The organism is Limnohabitans sp., from assembly GCF_031539105.1.
Classification (GTDB): Bacteria; Pseudomonadota; Gammaproteobacteria; order Burkholderiales; family Burkholderiaceae_C; genus Limnohabitans.
In genome coordinates this window covers 168,297-189,877 of sequence record NZ_JAVKLM010000022.1, presented here as the reverse complement: position 1 = coordinate 189,877, position 21,581 = coordinate 168,297, and the positions used below count along the sequence as shown (strand labels likewise).

General features: G+C 55.9%; 21 protein-coding genes. 6 read left to right on the top strand and 15 right to left on the bottom strand.

Going from position 1 to position 21,581, the window contains the following annotated elements; all coding sequences use genetic code 11:
- The first annotated feature begins 123 nt into the window (after positions 1–123).
- Positions 124–2,343 (top strand): malate synthase G, encoded by a 2,220-nt coding sequence (locus RMR24_RS06695; protein WP_310614304.1) that lies wholly within the window; start codon positions 124–126, stop codon positions 2,341–2,343.
- A gap of 162 nt (positions 2,344–2,505) precedes the next feature.
- Complete coding sequence (locus RMR24_RS06690) at positions 2,506–2,901, top strand: hypothetical protein (protein WP_310614303.1); 396 nt, start codon at positions 2,506–2,508, stop codon at positions 2,899–2,901.
- Positions 2,902–2,918: 17 nt separating this feature from the next.
- Here RMR24_RS06690 and RMR24_RS06685 read toward each other — a convergent pair whose 3' ends face one another.
- Positions 2,919–4,121, bottom strand: a complete 1,203-nt coding sequence (locus RMR24_RS06685; protein ID WP_310614302.1) for an FAD-binding domain-containing protein — start codon at positions 4,119–4,121, stop codon at positions 2,919–2,921.
- Positions 4,122–4,166: 45 nt separating this feature from the next.
- Here RMR24_RS06685 and RMR24_RS06680 point away from each other — a divergent pair, with 45 nt between their 5' ends.
- From RMR24_RS06680 to RMR24_RS06670, 3 genes are read left to right on the top strand one after another with little or no spacing between them, the layout of a single operon-like run.
- Entirely contained in the window at positions 4,167–4,391 is a 225-nt protein-coding gene (locus tag RMR24_RS06680) for a cysteine-rich CWC family protein (RefSeq protein ID WP_310614301.1), read from the top strand.
- Positions 4,384–5,844: an MFS transporter gene (locus RMR24_RS06675; RefSeq protein ID WP_310614300.1), complete on the top strand. Its 1,461-nt coding sequence runs from the start codon at positions 4,384–4,386 to the stop codon at positions 5,842–5,844. The genes RMR24_RS06680 and RMR24_RS06675 overlap by 8 nt, the downstream gene beginning before the upstream one ends.
- Before the next feature lie 17 nt (positions 5,845–5,861).
- Positions 5,862–6,638: a class II glutamine amidotransferase gene (locus RMR24_RS06670; RefSeq protein ID WP_310614299.1), complete on the top strand. Its 777-nt coding sequence runs from the start codon at positions 5,862–5,864 to the stop codon at positions 6,636–6,638.
- Here RMR24_RS06670 and gshB read toward each other — a convergent pair.
- From gshB to RMR24_RS06615, 11 genes are all read right to left on the bottom strand, one after another.
- Entirely contained in the window at positions 6,635–7,582 is a 948-nt protein-coding gene (gene gshB, locus RMR24_RS06665; protein WP_310614298.1) for a glutathione synthase, read from the bottom strand. The two genes, RMR24_RS06670 and gshB, sit on opposite strands and share 4 nt — an antisense overlap.
- A gap of 5 nt (positions 7,583–7,587) precedes the next feature.
- On the bottom strand, positions 7,588–9,459 hold the full coding sequence (locus RMR24_RS06660; RefSeq protein ID WP_310614297.1) for a potassium transporter Kup: 1,872 nt from the start codon (positions 9,457–9,459) through the stop codon (positions 7,588–7,590).
- Between the two features lie 8 nt (positions 9,460–9,467).
- A complete protein-coding gene (gene gshA / locus RMR24_RS06655; protein ID WP_310614296.1) occupies positions 9,468–10,763 on the bottom strand; it encodes a glutamate--cysteine ligase in 1,296 nt (431 codons plus the stop codon).
- A gap of 49 nt (positions 10,764–10,812) precedes the next feature.
- The gene (locus RMR24_RS06650; protein ID WP_310614295.1) at positions 10,813–12,093 is read right to left on the bottom strand and encodes a glutamate-5-semialdehyde dehydrogenase; all 1,281 of its coding nucleotides are present in this window, start codon (positions 12,091–12,093) and stop codon (positions 10,813–10,815) included.
- Between the two features lie 13 nt (positions 12,094–12,106).
- A complete protein-coding gene (holA, locus tag RMR24_RS06645) occupies positions 12,107–13,177 on the bottom strand; it encodes a DNA polymerase III subunit delta (protein WP_310614294.1) in 1,071 nt (356 codons plus the stop codon).
- Positions 13,178–13,684 (bottom strand): LPS assembly lipoprotein LptE, encoded by a 507-nt coding sequence (gene lptE / locus RMR24_RS06640; RefSeq protein WP_310614293.1) that lies wholly within the window; start codon positions 13,682–13,684, stop codon positions 13,178–13,180.
- Positions 13,685–13,692: 8 nt separating this feature from the next.
- Positions 13,693–16,407 (bottom strand): leucine--tRNA ligase, encoded by a 2,715-nt coding sequence (gene leuS, locus RMR24_RS06635; RefSeq protein ID WP_310614292.1) that lies wholly within the window; start codon positions 16,405–16,407, stop codon positions 13,693–13,695.
- A 95-nt stretch (positions 16,408–16,502) separates the two neighbouring features.
- The gene (locus tag RMR24_RS06630) at positions 16,503–16,955 is read right to left on the bottom strand and encodes a biopolymer transporter ExbD (RefSeq protein ID WP_310614291.1); all 453 of its coding nucleotides are present in this window, start codon (positions 16,953–16,955) and stop codon (positions 16,503–16,505) included.
- Positions 16,955–17,581 carry a MotA/TolQ/ExbB proton channel family protein gene (locus tag RMR24_RS06625; RefSeq protein WP_310614290.1) on the bottom strand — a complete coding sequence of 209 codons (627 nt, stop codon included), beginning with the start codon at positions 17,579–17,581 and terminating at the stop codon, positions 16,955–16,957. Before RMR24_RS06625 ends, RMR24_RS06630 begins: the two co-directional genes overlap by 1 nt.
- 5 nt (positions 17,582–17,586) lie before the next feature.
- Entirely contained in the window at positions 17,587–18,405 is an 819-nt protein-coding gene (dapB, locus tag RMR24_RS06620; RefSeq protein WP_310614289.1) for a 4-hydroxy-tetrahydrodipicolinate reductase, read from the bottom strand.
- A gap of 22 nt (positions 18,406–18,427) precedes the next feature.
- Entirely contained in the window at positions 18,428–18,970 is a 543-nt protein-coding gene (locus tag RMR24_RS06615; protein ID WP_310614288.1) for an outer membrane protein assembly factor BamE, read from the bottom strand.
- A gap of 85 nt (positions 18,971–19,055) precedes the next feature.
- Here RMR24_RS06615 and fur point away from each other — a divergent pair, with 85 nt between their 5' ends.
- A complete protein-coding gene (fur, locus tag RMR24_RS06610; RefSeq protein ID WP_310614287.1) occupies positions 19,056–19,490 on the top strand; it encodes a ferric iron uptake transcriptional regulator in 435 nt (144 codons plus the stop codon).
- A 3-nt stretch (positions 19,491–19,493) separates the two neighbouring features.
- Here the strand turns inward: fur and hprK are convergent, their stop codons facing one another.
- The 3 genes from hprK to hpf all read right to left on the bottom strand — a co-directional run bounded on the left by hprK (position 19,494) and on the right by hpf (position 21,322).
- Positions 19,494–20,441, bottom strand: coding sequence for an HPr(Ser) kinase/phosphatase (hprK, locus tag RMR24_RS06605; RefSeq protein WP_310614286.1), 948 nt, complete (start codon positions 20,439–20,441; stop codon positions 19,494–19,496).
- Positions 20,438–20,902 carry a PTS sugar transporter subunit IIA gene (locus tag RMR24_RS06600; protein WP_310614285.1) on the bottom strand — a complete coding sequence of 155 codons (465 nt, stop codon included), beginning with the start codon at positions 20,900–20,902 and terminating at the stop codon, positions 20,438–20,440. The genes hprK and RMR24_RS06600 overlap by 4 nt, the downstream gene beginning before the upstream one ends.
- A 90-nt stretch (positions 20,903–20,992) precedes the next feature.
- Positions 20,993–21,322 carry a ribosome hibernation-promoting factor, HPF/YfiA family gene (gene hpf, locus RMR24_RS06595; protein ID WP_104800461.1) on the bottom strand — a complete coding sequence of 110 codons (330 nt, stop codon included), beginning with the start codon at positions 21,320–21,322 and terminating at the stop codon, positions 20,993–20,995.
- Between the last annotated feature and the right edge of the window lie 259 nt (positions 21,323–21,581).

Here is a 21,581-nt window from a genome sequence, read left to right as displayed (position 1 = left end):
GCCACGGATTACCCTTCTATTTGTCACGACAGCCCAATAGTTAGCGACGCAATACCCCCAACGCAATCCAATAAGATTCGTTCTGATTTCACGTTTTTGATTTATCCAGAGAGAGACCTCACCATGAGCCAAGACACCACCAAGCGCACTGCTGTGCACAGCCTGCAAGTTGCCACCAACTTGTACAAATTCATCGAAACCAAAGTGTTGCCAAACACGGGTGTGAGCAGCGATAAATTTTGGAAAGGCTTTAATGCCATCGTGCAAGACTTGGCTCCCAAGAACATCGCTTTGCTAGCCGAGCGTGACCGCCTGCAAACCGAAATGGATGCATGGCACAAACAAAATCCGGGCCCTATTGGCAACATGAAGGCGTATCGCAAGTTTTTGGAAAAAATTGGCTACCTCGTGCCACAACCCGCCAAAGTCAAAGCCACCACCAAAAACGTCGACGCTGAATTGGCTTTGCAAGCTGGCCCACAACTGGTGGTGCCCGTGCTCAACGCTCGCTATGCCTTGAATGCTGCCAATGCACGCTGGGGCTCTTTGTATGACGCCTTGTATGGCACCGATGCACTGCCAGAAACCAACGGCGCAGAAAAAGGCAAGGGCTACAACCCCGTGCGCGGCGCCAAAGTGATTGCATACGCACGCAACGTGCTGGACCGCACCGCACCATTGAAGAGCGGCTCGCACGTCGACTCCACCGGCTACGCTGTGGTGAATGGCGAATTGGTCGTCACCCTCAAAGGCGGCAAAACCACCAAGCTAGCCAAGGCCGCTCAGTTTGTCGGCTTCCAAGGCAAGATGGCTGAACCGTCATCTGTGCTGTTCGTGCACAACGGTTTGCACCTCGACTTGCAAATCAACCGCAACACCCCCATCGGCGCCACTGACCCAGCAGGCGTGAGCGATCTGATTGTGGAAGCCGCCTTATCAACTATCCTCGACTTGGAAGACTCCGTGGCCGTGGTGGATGCGGACGACAAAGTGCTGGCCTACAGCAACTGGTTGGGCATCGTCAAAGGCACCTTGACTGAATCCGTCGAGAAAAACGGCAAGACGTTCACACGTGGCCTGAACGCTGACCGCGAATACAAAGGCAAAGACGGTAAGCCCGTCAAACTGCACGGCCGCTCATTGCTGTTCCTTCGCAACGTGGGCCACTTGATGACCAACCCCGCCATTCTTTACAAAGGTAAAGATGGCGCGACACACGAAATCCCAGAAGGTATCTTGGACGCTGTGGTCACCACGACGATCGCTTTGCACGACTTGCAGGGCCATGGCAAAAAAGGCATTCGCAATTCACGCACAGGCTCGGTCTACATCGTCAAGCCGAAAATGCACGGCCCCACCGAAGTGGCGTTTGCATGCGAGTTGTTTGGTCGTGTTGAAAAAGTGTTGGGCCTCAAAGACAGCACCGTCAAGCTCGGCATCATGGACGAAGAGCGCCGCACCAGCGTGAACTTGAAAGCCTGTATCGCCGCAGCGGCTAGCCGCGTGGCGTTCATCAACACCGGCTTCTTAGATCGCACCGGCGACGAAATGCACACCGCCATGCAAGCAGGCCCCATGTTGCGCAAAGGCGATATGAAGACCAGCGCATGGATTCAAGCCTACGAGAAGAACAACGTGTTGGCAGGTTTGTCATGCGGCTTGCGCGGCAAAGCGCAAATCGGTAAAGGCATGTGGGCCATGCCCGACCTGATGGCCGAGATGTTGAAACAAAAGATTGGCCATCCTAAAGCTGGCGCCAACACCGCGTGGGTACCAAGCCCCACAGCGGCTGTGTTGCACGCCATGCATTACCACCAAGTCAAGGTAACGGATGTGCAAAAAGAGTTGGAGAAGATCGACTACAGCAAAGTGCGCGACAGCCTCTTGAACGACTTGCTGCAAGTGCCTGTGACCGCCAAGCCCAACTGGAAACCTGCTGAGAAGCAAGAAGAGTTGGATAACAACGTGCAAGGCATTTTGGGCTATGTGGTGCGCTGGGTTGACCAAGGCGTGGGCTGTTCAAAAGTGCCAGACATCCACAACGTGGGCCTGATGGAAGACCGCGCAACGCTGCGTATTTCTAGCCAACACATTGCCAACTGGCTGCATCACGGCGTGGTGACGCCCGCCGAAGTGAATGCCACGTTCAAGCGCATGGCCTCGGTGGTTGACAAGCAAAACGCAGGCGACGCTCTGTACCAAAAAATGGCTGGACGTTTTGCCAAAGCACCCGCTTATCAAGCCGCCCTCGACTTGGTGTTCAAAGGCAAAGAGCAGCCTAGCGGCTACACAGAGCCTCTGCTGCACGCATGGCGCTTGAAGGTGAAAGCTGGAACGGCTTGATCAAAGCTGGAACGGCTTGATTAAAACTGGAACGGTTTAATTAAAGCTGAGACAGCTGTCATCACTGACAGTGGCTCGCAACAAAGCGGCTTCTTCGGAAGCCGCTTTTGTTTGGCAGGGCCACTATGATTCATCACATTGAACTTTTTTGAAAGCACACCCATGACTAACAACTTCATCAGCACGCTGATTCGATTTGCACTGCGCACCGTCATCGGCTTGGTGTTGACCGTGGTCATTGGTCTAGGCTTGTACTTGGCCTTCGCCTACCACTTCACTTATTCCAAAGGCGAGAGCGTGGGTTTCGTGCAAAAACTTTCCTACAAGGGTTGGGTCTGCAAGACCTGGGAAGGCGAACAAATTCGCGCACTGGCTACCTTGCCCGCTGTGCCTGAAAAATTTGCATTCACTGTGCGCGACGATGCGGTAGCTGAGCAAATCAACGCACACATTGGCCAAAAAGTGGTGATCGAATACGAACAGCACAAGGGCTTGCCCACTTGCTTTGGCGAGACCGAATACTTCATCACGAAGGTGCACCCAGCACCCGGCGAATAACAAGCGTTCAAGCGTATTTAAGGTGCGGGTGTTCGGGCTGGCAGCGGATACACCAGCTGCTGCAAATGGCGCACATTTTTATTAACCTGCACCCACCATTTGCTGAACGAGTCCATGGGCTTGTCTATGTTGCGGAATAAGCGCGGTGCAGGGCGCAGTTGCACATGGCTTGCAGCAAGGTCAGGCAAACACAAATGCGCCACGGTTTGCACGCTCTGCGCAGCGGCCAATGCCTGCACCACCTCTTCAGCAGACGCAAACCAGCGATGCGGCGTGAGCGCTGCCATGCGCTCGGCCACAAAGTTCCAACGTAAAGCATTCCACGGATGCGTCTGTGTGTGCTCGGCAAACGCCACAGCCACACACACCACATCAGCAGGTAAGTCCGCAGGCAAATCAGCCAGTACCCAGGGATGAACCAACCACACATGTTTACCCGCCACATCGCTGGCTGCAGGTTTTGTAAACCCTAATTCAGACGGCGGTTCAGTCAACACCACTGGCTCGTCCCACGCCAATTCGTTTTTGCGCACCTGTGCCACCGTCGCCGAGCTGTTGGCCAAGATCTCCATCAGCTCATAACTCACATCAATCGACGTGCCACGGCTGTGCCAAATTTCAGGGGCAAACTTTTCCACGGTATCTGCATTGAAAAAATATGGCTTGCTGCTGCCTGTGGCAGCCACCCACTGCCAGCCGAGGTAATTGCTAGCGATGTCGCCATCCAGCAAATGGCTGTACATCCAATCGGCCGCCACGCGCCAATGCACTTTGCGTAAGTGCACGATGTAGCTGGCCAACCACAGGCGTGCATGGTTATGCAAATAGCCAGTGGTGTAGAGCATGCGAATGGCGTTGTCGATCACGGGCACGCGGGTGCAGGCGTGTCGCACGTCTTCTGGCAACTCGGCGCTGTAGTCAGACTCGGGCAACACACCTTCGTGCAAAGACAGCGCAATGCCCGCACCTAAGTGGTGGTGCATGTGCTGAAAGTATTCGCGCCACCCCAACTCATAAATCAGCTTGTGTTGCACACCCACGCGATACTGGTGGTACATGGCGCTGGCCACGTCGGGCACGCTTAAAAATCCATGTGTGAGGTAGGGCGACAAATGCGTGACCGCGCCATCCAAAGAATTGCGCGTGTGTGCGTAGTCTTTGGGACTGACATGGTCTAGCCGCAACTGAGCAGCTTGTGGCGTGGGCGGGAATTCGTACATATGTTTTTGAGATTGTGCCTTGTTCGCTTCGCTACACTTTCAGGTATGCCTAAACCCTTATCGGCCTCCGTTGATTCCTGTGCATGCCCCTTGTGCGGCCAGCCCAATCAATGCGCGATGGAGGTAGGCAAAGCCAACGGGCAACCCGTTGCCAAGTGCTGGTGTGTGGATGTGTCGTTCTCGCCAGAGTTGCTAGCCAAAGTGCCAGCCGCTGCGCAAAACAAAGCCTGCATTTGCCAAGCATGTGCCTTGAAAGAATCGCATGGCTGAACAGGGCTCGCTCGCTGACCTGCAAAGCCGCTACGGCACCCGCCACCGCTGGCTCATGCTCACCACGGTGATGATTGGCTCGATGGCAGCCATCATGTCGTCCACCATCATGAACGTGGGCATTCCCGACATGAGTTTGCAGTTCGGCATCGGCCAAGAGTCAGCGCAATGGGTGAGCTCTAGCTTCATGGTGGCCATGACCGTCTCTATGCTCACCACACCTTGGCTTTTGGCGCGTTTTGGCTACCGCACCACGTATATGGGTTGCATGTGGGTGCTGCTCGGCGCTGGTATCGCGGGCGGCCTCTCCACCGATTACAACTTGGTGCTGGCAGCACGCGTGATTGAAGGTTTAGCGGCTGGTGTGGTCCAACCCATTCCAGCCATCATCATCTTGCGTGCGTTTGACACCTCAGAACAAGGCCGCGCGAACAGCTTTTTTGGCATGGGTGTGGTGTTAGCCCCGGCACTTGGTCCCAGCATTGGCGGCTTGTTGGTGGACTGGTTGAGTTGGCGCGCTCTGTTTTTCATGGTGGTGCCGTTCTGCACAATTTCCATGTGGATGGCCATGCGCTTCGTACCCACCACCGCACCCGGTGGCGTGAGTGCCAACCACGGCAAACCCTCGCTTGACTTAGGTGGTCTCGCACTCGCCACCGTGGGCACCTTGTGTTTGCTCAATGGCTTGGTGATGTTGCACAGTGGCAATGTCGCGGGCTCTCTCGCCTTGATGGGGTCAGCTGCCTTGTGCACCGTGGGCTTTGTCGCGTGGCAGCGTGTACAAACGCGAAACGATGGCAAACCACTGATGAACTTGACATTATTTGCCCATCGTCCGTTTGCGATGGGCACCACCGTGGCTTTCATTTACGGCATTGCCATGTTTGGCTCCACCTACTTGCTGCCCTTGTATTTGCAACTTGGCTTGGGTTTGTCACCGAGTTATGTGGGCACATTGTTATTGCCATCGGGCTTGCTGTTGGCGTTCACGATAGCCATCGTAGGCAGGTACTCCAGCACGCACCCCACACACTTGATGGTGAGTTTTGGCTTGGTGCTGTTGGCGCTTTCATTCGCGCTGATGCTCACCGTGAGTTTGCAAACAGGCTTGTGGGTGCTGGTGGCCTTCGCTATTTTGGGACGCATCGGCTTGGGCTTTATCTTGCCTTCGCTCAATATTGGTGCGATGCGTGGCATGGACGGCAGCTTGATTCCGCAAGGCGCCAGCGTGATCAATTTTTTGCGCATGCTAGGTGGCGCCGTGGGCGTGAGCCTTTGCGGCATCTTGCTTGAGTGGCGATTGGCCGTGCACGGGGATTCACTCAAAAATACCGCCACGTCTGCCACGCGCCTGGCTGCATTTGATGAAGTATTTTTGATACTCTCATTTGTTTGTCTGCTGGCACTGTTGGCGGCGTGGCGCATTCGTCAACCGCGTCAACACACCCTTTGACTTTTGATTGAAACACCATGTGTCAACTTCTCGGCCTCAATTGCAAAAATCCGACGGATGCCACGTTTAGCTTCAGTGGCTTCGCGCAACGTGCTGGCGTGACCGACCACCATGCCGATGGCTGGGGAATTGCATTTTTTGAAGGGTCAGAAGAAGACCGTGGATTGCGTCATTTCATCGACCACTTGCCGGCCAGCACATCGCCTGTGGCCGAACTGATTCGCAAATACCCCATCAAAAGCCGCAACGTCATTTCCCACATTCGCAAAGCCACGCAAGGTGTGGTGTCGCTAGAAAACTGCCACCCATTTGTGCGCGAGCTGTGGGGCCGTTACTGGGTGTTTGCACACAACGGCAACCTTGAGAGCTACGCGCCGCGCCTGCACGGCAGCTTCAAACCTGTGGGTGACACCGACAGCGAACGCGCGTTTTGTTGGTTGATGCAAGAGATGGCCAAGTCACATGCCAGCGTGCCGTCGGTTGAAGAGTTGACCTTGACGCTCAAAGAGTTGGTGCCACAAATCGCCAAGCATGGCACGTTCAACTTTTTACTGTCTAACGGCCAGGCCTTGTGGGCGCATGCGTCGACCCACCTCTGCTACACCGAGCGCAAGCATCCGTTTTCAAAGGCCACTTTGAGTGACCAAGACATGAGCATCAACTTTGCTGAGCACGCGTCGCCCGATGACCGTGTGGCTGTCGTCGTCACTGCGCCGTTGACGACGAATGAGGTGTGGACGCCTTTTGCCTCAGGGGAGTTGAAAGTGTTTGTAGATGGACAGCTGCACGCTTAAGCGGCAGACGCTTCCAGCGCGTCGATGAACATCGCAGCCACATCAAAGCCTGTTTGATCAAAGATCTCTTGAAAGCAAGTGGGACTGGTGACGTTGACTTCGGTGAGACAGTCACCGATGACATCTAAGCCCACCAACAACAAGCCACGCTTGGCGAGGATGGGGCCGAGGGCTTGTGCAATTTCTTGGTCACGCGCAGAGATAGCTTGCGCCACGCCCTTGCCGCCTGCGGCTAAGTTGCCACGCACTTCTCCGCCTTGTGGAATACGGGCCAAACAATAGGGCACCACCTTGCCGCCGATGACGAGCACACGCTTGTCGCCTTTGTCGATGGCGGGGATGAACTTTTGCACCATGACGGTTTGTGCGCCATCACGGTTGAGGGTTTCGGTGATCGCGCCTAAGTTCAAGCCATCGTCTTTCACGCGGAAGATGCCCATGCCACCCATGCCGTCAAGAGGCTTCAAGATGATGTCGCGGTGTTGCGCATGGAATGCGCGAATCGCATCAGCGCTGCGCGTGACCAACGTGGGGCTGATGAATTGGGCGAACTCCAGAATGGCTAGTTTTTCTGGGTGATCGCGCAAAGCTGCGGGTTTGTTGAACACCTTCGCGCCCTCGCGCTCGGCCTGCTCTAACAAGTGCGTGGCGTAGAAGTACTCGCTGTCAAACGGCGGGTCTTTGCGCATGACAATGGCATCGGCACTTTTGAGCGCGTAGTGCTCGTCCACGCTTTGCACTTCAAACCAATGCTCAGCGTCTCCCGTCAAACGCACCTGCTGCACGCGCGCCGAGACCTGTTGGCTGCTTTGCCACACGATGTCTTGCGGCTCGCAGGCCAACACTTGGTGGCCGCGGCGCTGCGCCTCACGCATCATCGCAAACGTCGTGTCCTTGTAAATTTTGAAGGACGCCAGCGGGTCTGCGACGAAGAGAATATGCATGAGGTTTAGATTTCGATTTTGCTGCCCAGCTCCACCACGGAGTTGCTAGGCAAGTTCAGGAAGTCAGCCGCCGAGCTGGCGTTGAGGTGCATCTGTGCAAACAGCTTTTCACGCCATTGCGCCATACCACCGGCCACCGTGGGCACGATGCTGTCACGCGACAAGAAGTAACTGGTGGTCATGGGGCTGACTTCACAGCCCATGCCGTTGAGATGACTCAGAGCACCAGGCACATCTGGGTCGTCTTTGAATCCGTAGTGAATCACCACCTGCCAGCACTCATTGCCAATCGCTGCAATTTCAAGGCGCTCGTCTTCTGCAATCCAAGGCACCTCGTGGTTTTGCACGTTCACAAACAAGTTTTGTTTGTGCAGCACTTTGTTGTGCTTCAAGTTGTGCAGCATGGCGTTGGGTACCGCGCCTTTGCCAGACGTCAAGAACACCGCTGTGCCCTCCACGCGGGTGGGAGGCGATAAGAACACAGCATCCAAAAAGCTACTCAGGTCGAGCGCATCTTCTTTGCGTTTCTCAGAAAGAATGGCACGCCCATCGCGCCATGTCAGCATGAACATCATGATGACGGAGGCAATCAGCAGAGGGAACCAGCCGCCTTCGAACAACTTCAACAGGTTCGACGCCCAGAAGGCCAAGTCGACGGCAAAGAAAAAGCCTGTTGCAGCCAAACACCACCAGAAGGGGTATTTCCAACCGTAGTGAATCACGAAGAAAGTCAGCACCGTGGTAATGAGCATGTCGGTACACACAGCAATGCCGTAAGCCGCTGCCAAGTTACTAGAAGACTTGAACATCATCACGGCCAACACGATGACGGCAAACAAGCCCCAGTTGACGAACGGGATGTAGATTTGGCCCGTGTCTTTGACGCTCGTGTGCAACACCTGCAAGCGCGGCAAGAAGCCCATTTGCACCACTTGCTTCGTCACGCTGAATGCGCCTGAAATCAAGGCTTGCGAGGCAATGACTGTGGCGGCCGTTGCCAAAACAACCAAGGGCACGAGCAACCAATCAGGCGCCATATTGAAGAAAGGGTTGGCCACAGCAGAAGGGTCGGTCAACAACAAAGCGCCTTGACCAAAGTAATTCAGCGTAAGCGATGGCATGACCACCGTGAACCATGCAATGCGGATCGGCTTCTTGCCGAAGTGGCCCATATCGGCATACAACGCCTCACCGCCCGTCACGCACAACACCACCGCACCCAGAATCAAAAAGGTGATGGCAGGCTCATTCACGATGAACATCACGGCGTAGTGTGGGCTGATGGCCCACATGATTTCAGGATGTTCTGCGATGTGATACACGCCCAAAGCAGCAATGACCGCAAACCACACCACCGTGATAGGGCCAAAGAATTTGCCGATGCCACTGGTGCCACGCTTTTGAACAGCGAAGAGGCCAAACAAAATCACAATAGTGAGCGGGATCACATATTTCTTGAAGGCGGGTGACACCACCTCCAAACCTTCCACCGCCGACAGGACCGAAATGGCAGGCGTGATGACGCCATCACCATAAAACAAACAGGTGCCGAAGATGCCCACGATCAACATGCGCTGACGCAACACAGGGCGGTCTTTGACCGCCATCGACGCCAAAGCCAACATGGCCACCAAACCACCTTCACCGTGGTTGTCGGCACGCAAAACCAAGGCCACGTATTTGATGGAAACAATGACGGTCAGTGTCCAAAAGAAAATGGACAAGATGCCGTAGATGTTGTCGGGCGTGAACTCCACATGGCCCGAACCAAACACTTCTTTCATCGCATACAGCACGCTGGTGCCAATGTCGCCGTAAACGACGCCAATCGCGCCTAGGGTGAGCGCCGCAAGCGACGATTTACCGTGTTGTTCCATCATTTACCTCAGTCGTAATTCTCTGCTTCAGGGTCGGTGGCTTCGAGTTCGTAACTCGCAGCCAGCATGGCCAGCCGACCAATGACGCCATACATATAAAAGCGGTTTGGCGTGCTAGCACCAGGCTTCATGCCCGGCTGCGGCGTGTGTGCACTTTGCTCGAACGCCAAGGGCACAAAACTCGCGCCAGGTGCGTTCAAGTTTTCGTCCACGCCGCGATCGGCATGCACACGGTAGAAGCCGCCCACCACATAACGGTCCATCATGTAGACCACGGGCTCAGCCACCGCATCGTTCAGGCGCTCATGCGTGAGCACGCCTTCTTGAATGATGACTTGGTTCACTTCTTGGCCGTCTTTGACGACGCTCATTTTGTTGCGCGTCTTGCGGTTGACGACATCGAGGTCTTTGACATCGCGCACCGTCATGATGCCCATGCCGTAGGTACCGTTGTCGGCCTTGACGATGACGAATGGTTTTTCGTTGATGCCGTACTCTTTGTATTTGCGCTTGACCTTGGTGAGCAGGGCGTCCACATTGGTCTTGAGGCATTCCATGCCCGTGCCCTCAGCAAAGTTAACTTCGCCGCATTGGTTAAACATGGGATTGATGAGCCACGGGTCGATGCCCAACAACTTGCCAAAACGCTTGGCTACTTCTTCGTAGCACTCGAAATGTTTGCTCTTGCGGCGCACGCTCCAACCGGCATGCAACGGTGGCAACAAATGTTGCTCATGCAGGTCTTCCAAGATGCCGGGGATGCCCGCGCTCAAATCGTTGTTGAGCAAAATCGTGCAAGGGTCAAAGTCCTTCAGTCCTAAGCGATGCTTGCCGCGAATGACCGGTTCTAGCGTGACGCTGTCGCCATTGGGCAAGTCGATGGTGGTGTTTTCTTTGATCTCGGGGTTGATCGAGCCCACGCGCACATTCAAACCCGCCATGTGGAAGATGCGCTGCAACTGCGCCACGTTCGACAAATAGAAGGTGTTGCGTGTGTGGTTCTCGGGAATCAACAGCAGGTTGCGCGCTTCGGGACAAATCTTCTCAATTGCGGCCATGGCGGCTTGCACGGCGAGGGGCAGCATCTCGGGCGTGAGGTTGTTCCAGCCGCCTGGGTAGAGGTTGGTATCGACCGGTGCGAGCTTAAAACCTGCATTGCGAATGTCGACCGAGCTATAAAACGGCGGCGTGTGCTCCATCCACTCCAAGCGAAACCAGCGCTCGATGGCGGGCATGGAATCGAGGATGCGTTGCTCAAGCTCGTTGATGGGGCCGTTGAGGGCCGTGATGAGGTGGGGAACCATGGTGTCCTTATAGGTGGAGGGCAATTCTAGGACGTTGGCAAGACATGTTCTAAACGCGAATTTCGCCTTGACCCAGCACCACGTATTTGAGCGAGGTCAAGCCTTCAATGCCGACTGGGCCTCGGGCGTGGAATTTGTCGGTGGAAATGCCTATTTCGGCACCCAAACCGTATTCAAAACCATCTGCAAAGCGGGTGCTGGCATTCACCATCACGCTGGACGAGTCCACCTCGCGCAAGAAGCGCTGGGCGTGCATGTGGTCGCGCGTGAGGATGGATTCGGTGTGGTGGCTCGAATAGTGGTTGATGTGCGCAATGGCTGCATCTAACCCGTCCACCACTTTGACGCTGATGATGGGGCCGAGGTATTCCTCAAACCAATCTTGCTCAGTTGCGTCTTTGAGGTTCGCGCCTTTCACGCTGGCGAGAATGGCTTTGGCTTCTGGGCAGCAACGCATCTCCACACCTTTGGCGGCGTAAATGGCGCCAATTTTTAGCAAGAACTCAGCAGCCACACCACGCGCCACCAGCAAACTTTCGCTGGCGTTACAAGGGCTGTATTTTTGGGTCTTGGCGTTGTCGGCCACCGTCACGGCCATGGCGATGTCGCAAGGGTCGTCGACATAGGTGTGACAGTTGCCATCTAAATGCTTGATGACAGGCACTTTGGCGTCGCGGCTGATGCGCTCAATCAAGCCTTTGCCACCACGCGGGATGATGACATCCACAAACTCAGGCATGGCAATGAGGTGGCCCACCGCTTCGCGGTCAGTGGTTTGCACCAGTTGCACGGCGTCGGTGGGCAGGCCGCTTTCGCTCAAAGCTTGTTGTACCAACTTGGCCAAAGCTTTGTTGGAGTCAATGGCTTCCGAGCCACCGCGCAAGATGCAGGCGTTGCCGCTCTTGATCGACAGCGAAGCCGCTTCAATCGTCACGTTGGGGCGGCTTTCGAAAATCATGCCGAACACGCCCAAAGGCACGCGCATTTGGCCCACACGAATGCCACTGGGTTGCTCTTTCAAGCCGGTGATTTCACCAATCACCTCAGGCATAGCCGCAAGTTGTTCGCACCCTTGGGCACAGGTTTCCAAGACTTTGGGTGTGAGCTTTAAGCGGTCGACCATGGGGGCGTCAAGGCCAGCGGCGATGGCGCGCTCAATGTCTTTGGCGTTGTCAATTTGCAAGGCAGCCATGTTCTCTCGCAGGAAAGCGGCCAACTTGCGCAGCGCCATGTTTTTGACTGCCGCAGAGGCTTTGGCCATTTGCGCGGAAGCTGCTTTGGCCTGAGCGCCAAGCGTGTGCATGTGGTCGGCAACGTTGAGGGTCGTCATATGTGTTTCCTAATTAAGCGTTGCGCGGCATACAAGCGCGACACAAGCGCATGGCCAAACGGTGCAGGGCCTGCCAGTTGTCGGCCGGCCATTCTGGTGTTTTCAAACCTTTGACAATGCCATCGACCTGATGGGCCGACTGCAACAGTTTGTCGAGCATACCGACGCTCAAGCGCGGCAACACACGCTCAAACAAACGCTCACGTGGGCCCCAAATGCGCTGCTCGCGCAAAGCCATCGGCAAAGCCTTGCCAGAAGCCACCGCATCTTTGACGCGCTTCAAGGCGCGAATTTCTTCGGCCAGCGTGTAATGCACCAGAACCTCAGCTTCACCCTCGGCCTTCAAACCGTCGAGCATGCGCTGCACGCGCAGAGGCTGGCCACTGAGCACCGCCTCTGAAAGTTTGAACACGTCGTAGCGCGCCACGTTCAACACGGCACGTTCGACTTGCTCAAAGCTCAACTCGCCTTCTGGATACAACAGCGCAAGCTTTTGAATTTCTTGGTGGGCTGCCAACAAGTTGCCTTCCACACGCTCAGCAAAAAACTGCAAGGTGTGTTGACCCGCTTCGCCTGAGGCCACGCGTTGTTGCTGCGCACTCAAACGTTGCGCAATCCACGTGGGCAAAGCGTGGCGTTCCACCGGGTCAATCTGTACGCTGATGCCGTTGTTTTCTAGCGCACTGAACCACGCTGAACTTTTGGTGGCTTTGTCGAGGCGCGGTAACAGCACCACGGTGAGGGTGCTGTCATTGCCCACCGCCAACTCTGCAATGTGTTGCAAAGCCGTGCTGCCCTCTTTGCCAGGCTTGCCCGAGGGAATGCGAATTTCAATCAACTGTTTGTCGGCAAACAAACTCATGGAGCCGCCCGCAGCCAGCACTTCGCCCCAATCAAAGTGAGCACCAGCCACGGTGTACACATTGCGCTCGGTAAACCCTTGTGCACGCGCCGTATTGCGCAGCGCATCTAAGGCCTCTTGTTGCAACAGAGGCTCGTCACCATAAAACGTGTAGAGGCTGCGCAAGCCTTTGGTAGCCTGCGTTTGCAAGTGGTTGGCAAATTGAGCGCTGGCGACTTGCATTTAATTCTGACGAATCGCGGCCAAGCGGCGTTGAATTTGCAACACCAAGTCGTTTTCCATGTCTTTGTAGAGCAAGGCTTCTTCGGACTCTTTGGACAGAGCGCCGGTTTCGTTGAAGTTGATGTCGCGGTTGAGCGTGATTTCTGTATCGGGAATCAACTCAATGCCATTGCGCGAACGCACACGAAAACGGTAACGCAAACGCAACTGAAATTCACGAATAGCACCCGTCGAAGTGCGGCCTACAACCACCTTCTCGCGCAATTCAAACAGCTGGTCAAAGATGACTTCGGCTCGTTCAATTTGACGTGGGTCGTTGATGACCTCCACCTGCCCCGAAGACTCCAAGCTGCGCTTGAGCTTCACACCAAACGGCGACACGATCGGAATGCTGCTGTACAGCGTGCTGAACGCGTAGCGCGGCGGCTTACGCAACTCAAACCCACACCCCGCCAGCCCTGCAGCGAGGGCGGTGGACATCAACCAAGCGCGACGTGTGGTTTGCATATCAACCTTTAAACAACGATGTTGACCAAGCGGCCAGGCACCACGATGACCTTTTTAGGTGCAGCGCCGTCAGCCTGTTTGATGAAAGCTTCAGTGGCCAATGCGGCTTGCTCGATTTGCTCTTTACTCGCCGTGGCGCTGACGGTGACAGAGCCACGCAGCTTGCCGTTGATTTGCAGCATCAGCTCTAACTCATCGCGCACCAAAGCAGACTCATCCACCTCAGGCCAAGCGGTGTCAAGCAAGTCGCCCGTCTTGGCTGCGTAGCCCAGCTCGGTCCACAAGTTGGCACTGATGTGCGGGCAAGCGGGGTAGAGCATGCGCAGCAAAATGGACACGCCTTCGCACAACACGGCGTTGTCGCCGTTGCTGCCGTCGGTTTTGAAATCTTCCAAAGCATTGAGCAACTTCATGCAACCCGACACCACGGTGTTGTATTGCATGCGCTCATAGTCGTAGCTGACTTGCTTCAACACCACGTGCATGTCACGGCGCAAATCGGCAGCTTCTTTGCGTGGCTTGGCAGCGCTTAAATTGCCAGCGGTAGCAGCCTTGAGGGTGACTTCGTGTTTGACAGCGAAGTTCCACACACGGCGCAAGAAACGATAGCTGCCTTCCACCGCCGCATCGTTCCACTCCAGCGTGGCTTCGGGCGGCGCGGTGAACATGGTGTACAAACGTGCGGTGTCGGCGCCGTAACGCTCGATCAGGTCTTGTGGGTCCACGCCGTTGTTTTTCGACTTGGACATGGTGCCCACGCCCTCGTAGTCGATGGCAGTGCCCACGGGCAATTTGCCATCGCTGCTGTCGGCTGCGTTCTTCAGCTTAGCGCCCACCACTTTGCCCGCATCGTCGAGCACGTGCTCAACATCGTGTGGCCAGAAATAGTCTTTGCCACCCTTCGCCGTACGGCGTGAGTAAATGTGGTTGAGCACCATGCCTTGCGTGAGCAGCTTGGTGAAGGGCTCGTCCACTTTGACCAGCCCCATGTCGCGCATGACCTTGGTCCAGAAACGGGCGTAAAGCAAGTGCAGGATGGCGTGCTCAATGCCGCCAATGTATTGGTCCATCGGTGCCCAGTACTGCGCACCTTCAGCCACCATCGCATCGGTATTGGTCGGGTCGCAATAGCGCATGAAGTACCACGACGAATCCACAAACGTGTCCATCGTGTCGGTCTCGCGGCGCGCGGGTTTGCCGCACACGGGGCAAGTCACACCCGCATGGAAGCCTTCGTGCTTATGCAACGGGTTGCCCGAGCCATCGGGGATGCAGTCTTGCGGCAGCACCACGGGCAAATCTTTTTCAGGCACAGGCACAGCGCCGTGTTCGTCGCAATGGATGATGGGGATAGGCGTGCCCCAGTAGCGCTGGCGGCTGATGCCCCAGTCGCGCAAACGCCACGTGGTTTTCTTCTCGCCTAGACCCTTGGCAGCCAACAGCTCGGCCACTTTGTTGACGGCTGCTTTTTGGTTCAGACCGTTGAGTTCGCCGGAGTTCACGCAGACGCAACTTTGCTTGTCGGCGTACCACTCTTGCCATTCTTGGTCGTTGAACACTTGGTCTTTGACCGACACCACTTGCTTGATGGGCAAGTCGTATTTCAAAGCGAAGGCAAAGTCACGCTCGTCATGCGCAGGCACGCCCATCACAGCACCATCGCCGTAAGACATGAGCACATAGTTGCCCACCCACACTTCAACGCTTGCACCGGTCAATGGATGCGTCACAAACAAGCCCGTGGGCATGCCCTTTTTCTCTTGCGTGGCCAGCTCAGCTTCGGTCGTACCGCCGCTTTTGCATTCTTCGAGAAAGGCTGCCATTGCGGGGTTGGTCGCCGCAGCGTGCAGCGCCAATGGATGCTCTGCAGCTACCGCGCAGAAGGTGACGCCCATGATGGTGTCGGCGCGTGTGGTGAACACATACATTTTTCCCAACTCACCTTCGGGTGAGTTTTCCGATGATCCGATCAACGAACCATCTGTGCCACGGATGTCGTGCGTGAACGCAAAGCGCACACCCTCAGACTTGCCAATCCAGTTCTCTTGCATCAAGCGAACTTTGTCAGGCCAGCCATTCAACGTGGCTTTGTCGTTGCCCATTTGCACGTGCTCCAACAACTCAGGCGCGTAGTGGGTGATGTTCAGGTAGTAGCCAGGAATTTCGCGCTTCTCAACCGGTGCGCCCGTGCGCCAGCCTTTGCCATCAATCACTTGCTCGTTGGCCAACACGGTTTGGTCCACCGGGTCCCAGTTCACCACTTGGGTCTTGCGGTAAGCAATGCCTTTTTCGAGCATCTTCAAGAACAGCCATTGGTTCCACTTGTAATACGTCGGGTCGCAGGTGGCCACTTCACGTGACCAGTCGATGGCCAAGCCCATCGCCTGCATTTGCTTCTTCATGTAGGCGATGTTTTCATACGTCCACTTGGCTGGTGGCACGCAGTTTTTCAGCGCGGCGTTTTCAGCGGGCAAACCAAAAGCGTCCCACCCCATGGGCATCAAGACGTTGAAGCCCTTCATGCGCAAATTGCGCGTGAGCATGTCGTTGATGGTGTAGTTGCGCACGTGGCCCATGTGCAGCTTGCCGCTGGGGTAAGGCAGCATGGAGCAGGCGTAAAACTTTTTCTTGGACGCGTCTTCGGTCACGCGGTAAGCGTCGGCATGGGTCCAAGCGGCCTGAACGGCGCGTTCGACCTCGGTGTGGTTGTATTTGTCTTGCATGGGATCAGTCAGAGAACCCCGTCTTGTGCGGGGAGCAGCGCCTTAAAAAGGCAAGGCGCATCAAACCTAGATTTTAGGCTGGGTTCGGGGCTAGCTCAGGGCTTGGCCGAGGGCTGTTTGCGCTCAGTCACAAAGCCAATGCGGTTCATGCCCGCTTGCTGGGCAAGACCCATGACTTCGACCACTTTGCCGTAGGGCACGCGCTCGTCGGCGCGCAGCTGCACCTCGGGCAATTCGCCGCGTTCCACCGCCAAAGCCTTGGAGGCTTGGGCATTCAGGCTGCGTTTGAGGTCGTCCAGCGACGTAGCCTTGTCGTCTAGATACACCACGCCTTTGGCATCGATGCTGAGTTTGACGAACCTTGGCGGTGCGCTACTGGCCTGTGCGCCATCAGTTTTGGGCAAATCTAGCTTCAAAGCGCTGACCATCAAGGGTGCGGTGATAATGAAAATGACCAGCAACACCATCATGACGTCGACCAAGGGGGTGACGTTGATGTCGCTCATGGGCGTTTGGCCCGGCGTGCGCTCAAAACGTCCGAAGGCCATCAGAGCTCTCGCAGGTCGTGGGCAAAGCCTTCCAGCTCTTGCTCCAAGCGTTGAATGACGCGGCCCATCACGTTAAAAGCCAGCACCGCTGGCAACGCCACAGCCAAGCCAGCGGCGGTCATGACCAAGGCTTCACCAACGGGGCCAGCCACGCGCTCGATGGTGAGCTGGCCTGCGGTAGCGATGCCAGTGAGTGCGTGATAAATGCCCCACACGGTGCCCAGCAAACCCACAAACGGAGCGGTGGAACCCACCGTGGCCAACAACACTTGGCCCGATTGCAAACGGTGCAACACGCCGTGTAAAGCGTCGCGCAACACGCGCGTACGCTGCGCTGACACATCGCCTTGCGCGCCCAAAGTGTTGGGCATGAGCTGCAAGTTGGCTTGTGCCAAAGGCAGCAACACGGCGGCACGATCGACCGCCACCAACGCCTGAATACCTTGTTGCACATCACGCGCTTGCCAGAAAGCGGCTTTGCCGTGGGCCACATCTGCACTCACGCGTCGCAGCAACCACGCTTTGTAAAAAATAACCGTCCAACTCGCCACCGACATGGCCAGCAAAGCAAGGGCCAAGGTGATGCTGAGGGCGTCGCCTTCAAAAATGGTGGCGAAGAAGTCCATGCTGCTTAGCGCAGGTTCAGCACGTCAAACATGTCGAACAAGCCTTTGTTTTTGCCTGCCAAAAAGCTGGCAGCGCGCAAGCTGCCTTGGGCATAGGTGGCGCGGCTTGATGACTTGTGCGTGATCTCGATGCGCTCACCAATGCCAGCAAACAGCACCGTGTGGTCGCCCACAATGTCGCCGCCACGGATGGTCGAAAAACCGATGGTCGAAGGGTCGCGTTCGCCGGTGTGGCCGTAACGCTCGTACACGGCGCAATCTTTGAGGTCGCGACCAATCGCGTCGGCAATCACTTCGCCCATTTTGAGAGCGGTGCCCGAAGGCGCGTCTACCTTGTGGCGGTGATGGGCTTCAATGATTTCAATGTCGTAGCCGGTGGGCATAGCTTGCGCCGCCATTTGCAAAAGCTTCAAGGTCACGTTCACACCCACGCTCATGTTGGGCGCCATGACGATGGCGATGTCTTTGGCGGCTTCGGCAATTTCAGCTTTTTGCGCGTCCGTAAAACCGGTGGTACCAATGACCAACTTCACACCCAACTCGCGGCAAATTTTCAAATGCGCCAACGTGCCTTCTGGACGGGTGAAGTCAATCAGCACTTGGCTATGTTGCAAACCTTTGCGCACATCGGCTTCGATGTTCACACCGCTGGCTTGGCCTAAAAAGCCCGTGGCATCGTTGCCAATGCCGGGGCTTGCTGGCACATCCAAAGCGCCCGCCAGTTGGCAAGCGGGGTCATTGCGCACTGCCTCAATCAGCATGTGGCCCATGCGGCCACTGGCGCCAGCGATGGCAACTTTCAAGATGTCAGGAGTTTGGGCCATGGTGTTGAGGCGCTTTCAATAATCAACGAGCCGCTTCGAGCGGTGGGTAAGAAACGGGAGCAGTTGGGGCAGTTGGTTGCGCCGAGCCAGCCGCAGAGGCGGGCTTGGCAGGGAACTTAGCCAAGTCAGCCTCGGTCGCTTTGAGCTCGGGCACTTTCCTAGAGGCTCGGCGCGTGTCGAGCTTGGCTGCAAATTCTGCTTCGGTGGGCAATGCGTCGCCCTCGATGCGGTCAAGTGCATCGCCTTTGAAAAATACACTGAAGCGACGCTGTTGCGGCTCTGTACCTTGACGGCGGATCGTGAAAGCATAGTCCCAACGCTCGGCATGGAACAAACTGGTCACCAACGGCGTGCCCAACACGTCTCGCACCGCCTGACGGGGCATGCCTGCACGTAAAGCCTGCACTTGCTCACGCGACACAAAGTTGCCCTGCACGACTTCGGGTTTGTAAATGAGGTTGGACGAACAAGCCGTCAAGCCAAGCACTGCGACCACGCAAGCCAACGTGAAAAGACTGCGCTGCTGACGCAAAAAAACAGAGGCGTTTCGACAGGATTCAAACATGGTGTGAAAGGCCGAATGAGGCGCTAAGGCTATGATTCGATCATTGTAGCGGTGGGCCTGTTTCCACTGCCAAGCGAAAGACAAAATGGCACATCCAGACGACCTCAAAAGCATTGGCCTGAAGGCCACCGCACCTCGCCTGAAAATTTTGGAACTGTTCCAACAAGGCACCCAGCGCCACATGACGGCCGAGGACGTGTATCGCCATTTGATGTTGCAAAACATGGACATTGGTATTGCCACGGTCTACCGCGTGCTGATGCAGTTCGAGCAAGCCGACATTTTGAAACGCAGCCACTTTGAGAGCGAACGCGCGGTGTACGAGCTCAACGAGGGCGAGCACCACGACCATTTGGTGTGCCTAGACTGTGGCCGCGTGGAAGAGTTTCATGACGAAGAAATCGAAGCGCTTCAGGTGAAAGTAGCCAAGCGCCATGGATTTGAGATTGCAGACCACGCTTTGAGTTTGTATGCCCACTGCCGCAAAAAGAACTGCGAACACCGCCCTTCGGGCAAGTAAGGCTTAGCCCTGCTGCATGGCGCGTTGGTGACGCGCGATGAACTCTTGGTACGTGTCCACGCCGCGCAACTGCAGAATCGAGTTGCGCACCGCGGCTTCCACCAACACCGCAATGTTGCGGCCAGCCACCACTTGAATCACCACTTTGCGCACCGGCACGCCCAATACGTCTTGGGTCAGTGGCTCGTGGGGCAACCGTTCGTAATCGCGCTCTAGGGTTTCTTTGCGCACCAAATGCACGATGAGCTTCAAACGCATCTTGCGGCGAACTGCCGTTTCGCCAAAGATGGCACGAATATCAAGCAAGCCGATACCGCGTACTTCCAGCAAGTTTTGCAGCAGCTCGGGGCAGCGGCCCTCGATGGTGGTTTGGTTGATGCGGTACAAATCCACCGCGTCATCTGCCACCAAACCGTTGCCGCGCGAAATCAGCTCCAAGCCCAGCTCGCTTTTGCCCAAGCCAGACTCGCCCGTGATCATCACGCCCAAACCCAAAATATCCATGAACACACCGTGCATGGTGGTCCGGTCAGCAAAGTGCTTAGACAAATAAGCACGCAATAAATCAATGACAAACGCCGCCGACTCATGGGTGGCAAACAAGGGGATTTGTGCGCGCTCGCACATGGCCACCAAGGCTTCCGTGGGCTGCTGACCATCGGCCAGCACCAACATGGGGGGCTCCAAGGTGACGATGCGCGCAATACGACGGGCGCTGTCTTCGGGTGTAGCTTTGCTGACGTAATTGGCTTCACGCTCGCCCAGCACTTGCACGCGGTAAGGATGGATGTAGTTGAGGTAGCCCACCAAGTCGGCGCCTGAACGTGCGCTGCGCACAGCCACTTCGTCAAAGTGGCGTTCTGAGGCGCCTAAGCCTGCAATCCATTCCCAACGCAGTCGACCGCGAAAGGCCTCAAACAGCACATCCGCGCTGATGACTGACGGTCTCACAGCGGCACCGCGTTCCAGGTCGAGATGATGCGGTGGAGTTCCACAGCATCATCACAGGTTTTGATTTTTTCGCGCAAGCCCGTGTCGCTGAGCAGCTCGGCAATTTCCGACAAGATTTCAAGGTGCTTTTGCGTGGAGGCCTCTGGCACCAACAAAAAGATGAGCAAATTCACGGGCTGCTCGTCTGGCGCATCAAAGCCAATCGCCTTGTCCAGCTGAAACACTGCCGCCATGGGTGACTTCAAGCCCTTGATGCGACCATGCGGAATCGCCACCCCGTGGCCCAAGCCCGTAGAGCCCAAACGCTCACGCGCAAACAAGCTCTCGGCCACAAAAGCGCGGTTGAGGCCGTGCAGGCCCTCAAACAACAAGCCCGCCTCTTCAAAGGCGCGCTTTTTACTGGTGACCTCGACACGCACAAGAACTTGTGCGGCGGGAAGAATGGAAGCTAGGCGGTTCATGGTTGAGCGCAGATTATGCACCTACAAACCAAGAAGCCCAGAAACGACAAAACCGCCATTTAATGGCGGTTTTGAGAAGTCTCCGAAGGCTCACATCAACCGCTTGGGGCTCTCGTGATGGTGGTTTTGCAGGCGGTCCTTGTGGCGAACCACTTGGCGATCGAGTTTGTCGACCAATTCATCCACGGCGGCGTACATGTCTTCATGTGCGCTTTCGGCAAACATATCGCTACCTTTCACATGAATGTTGCATTCGGCTTTTTGACGACGTTCTTTCTCGGTTTGGTTCTCAATGCTCAGCAGCACTTTCACGTCGACCACTTGATCGAAATGTCGGGTGATGCGGTCTAGCTTGCCTGTCACATAGGTGCGCAAGGCTGGGGTTACTTCCAGATGATGTCCACTGATCGTCAAGTTCATAAAAAACCTCCGTTGAGTTAGCGCTTTCACTATGCGCCCAGCTTTTAGAAAAGGCAATGGGTTGAACTCAAAAACCGCACAAAAACACCCTACGGAAAACCCGTAGGCATATAACTATGCAGTGCCATAATCTGCCCACCTCAACAGCGGAGCCATCTCCTTGGAAACCTACCCTAGTCGGTAGCTTTCGGATCGCATCAGGGCCTTAGACGCCGCGCGAATTCGAAAGCTGCATTTTTCACCCTTCGAATTTCTGTGC

What these genes read in the sequence shown, in the direction of transcription:
- RMR24_RS06675 (WP_310614300.1), top strand. Translation starts at nt 4,384, where the DNA reads ATGGCTGAACAGGGCTCGCTCGCTGACCTGCAAAGCCGCTACGGCACC.
- leuS (WP_310614292.1), bottom strand. Translation starts at nt 16,407, where the DNA reads ATGCAAGACAAATACAACCACACCGAGGTCGAACGCGCCGTTCAGGCC.
- RMR24_RS06670 (WP_310614299.1), top strand. Translation starts at nt 5,862, where the DNA reads ATGTGTCAACTTCTCGGCCTCAATTGCAAAAATCCGACGGATGCCACG.
- gshB (WP_310614298.1), bottom strand. Translation starts at nt 7,582, where the DNA reads ATGCATATTCTCTTCGTCGCAGACCCGCTGGCGTCCTTCAAAATTTAC.
- RMR24_RS06650 (WP_310614295.1), bottom strand. Translation starts at nt 12,093, where the DNA reads ATGACGACCCTCAACGTTGCCGACCACATGCACACGCTTGGCGCTCAG.
- gshA (WP_310614296.1), bottom strand. Translation starts at nt 10,763, where the DNA reads ATGGTTCCCCACCTCATCACGGCCCTCAACGGCCCCATCAACGAGCTT.
- hpf (WP_104800461.1), bottom strand. Translation starts at nt 21,322, where the DNA reads ATGAACTTGACGATCAGTGGACATCATCTGGAAGTAACCCCAGCCTTG.
- RMR24_RS06625 (WP_310614290.1), bottom strand. Translation starts at nt 17,581, where the DNA reads ATGGACTTCTTCGCCACCATTTTTGAAGGCGACGCCCTCAGCATCACC.
- dapB (WP_310614289.1), bottom strand. Translation starts at nt 18,405, where the DNA reads ATGGCCCAAACTCCTGACATCTTGAAAGTTGCCATCGCTGGCGCCAGT.
- RMR24_RS06615 (WP_310614288.1), bottom strand. Translation starts at nt 18,970, where the DNA reads ATGTTTGAATCCTGTCGAAACGCCTCTGTTTTTTTGCGTCAGCAGCGC.
- lptE (WP_310614293.1), bottom strand. Translation starts at nt 13,684, where the DNA reads ATGCAAACCACACGTCGCGCTTGGTTGATGTCCACCGCCCTCGCTGCA.
- RMR24_RS06630 (WP_310614291.1), bottom strand. Translation starts at nt 16,955, where the DNA reads ATGGCCTTCGGACGTTTTGAGCGCACGCCGGGCCAAACGCCCATGAGC.
- RMR24_RS06600 (WP_310614285.1), bottom strand. Translation starts at nt 20,902, where the DNA reads ATGAACCGCCTAGCTTCCATTCTTCCCGCCGCACAAGTTCTTGTGCGT.
- RMR24_RS06685 (WP_310614302.1), bottom strand. Translation starts at nt 4,121, where the DNA reads ATGTACGAATTCCCGCCCACGCCACAAGCTGCTCAGTTGCGGCTAGAC.
- RMR24_RS06660 (WP_310614297.1), bottom strand. Translation starts at nt 9,459, where the DNA reads ATGGAACAACACGGTAAATCGTCGCTTGCGGCGCTCACCCTAGGCGCG.
- fur (WP_310614287.1), top strand. Translation starts at nt 19,056, where the DNA reads ATGGCACATCCAGACGACCTCAAAAGCATTGGCCTGAAGGCCACCGCA.
- RMR24_RS06695 (WP_310614304.1), top strand. Translation starts at nt 124, where the DNA reads ATGAGCCAAGACACCACCAAGCGCACTGCTGTGCACAGCCTGCAAGTT.
- RMR24_RS06690 (WP_310614303.1), top strand. Translation starts at nt 2,506, where the DNA reads ATGACTAACAACTTCATCAGCACGCTGATTCGATTTGCACTGCGCACC.
- RMR24_RS06680 (WP_310614301.1), top strand. Translation starts at nt 4,167, where the DNA reads ATGCCTAAACCCTTATCGGCCTCCGTTGATTCCTGTGCATGCCCCTTG.
- holA (WP_310614294.1), bottom strand. Translation starts at nt 13,177, where the DNA reads ATGCAAGTCGCCAGCGCTCAATTTGCCAACCACTTGCAAACGCAGGCT.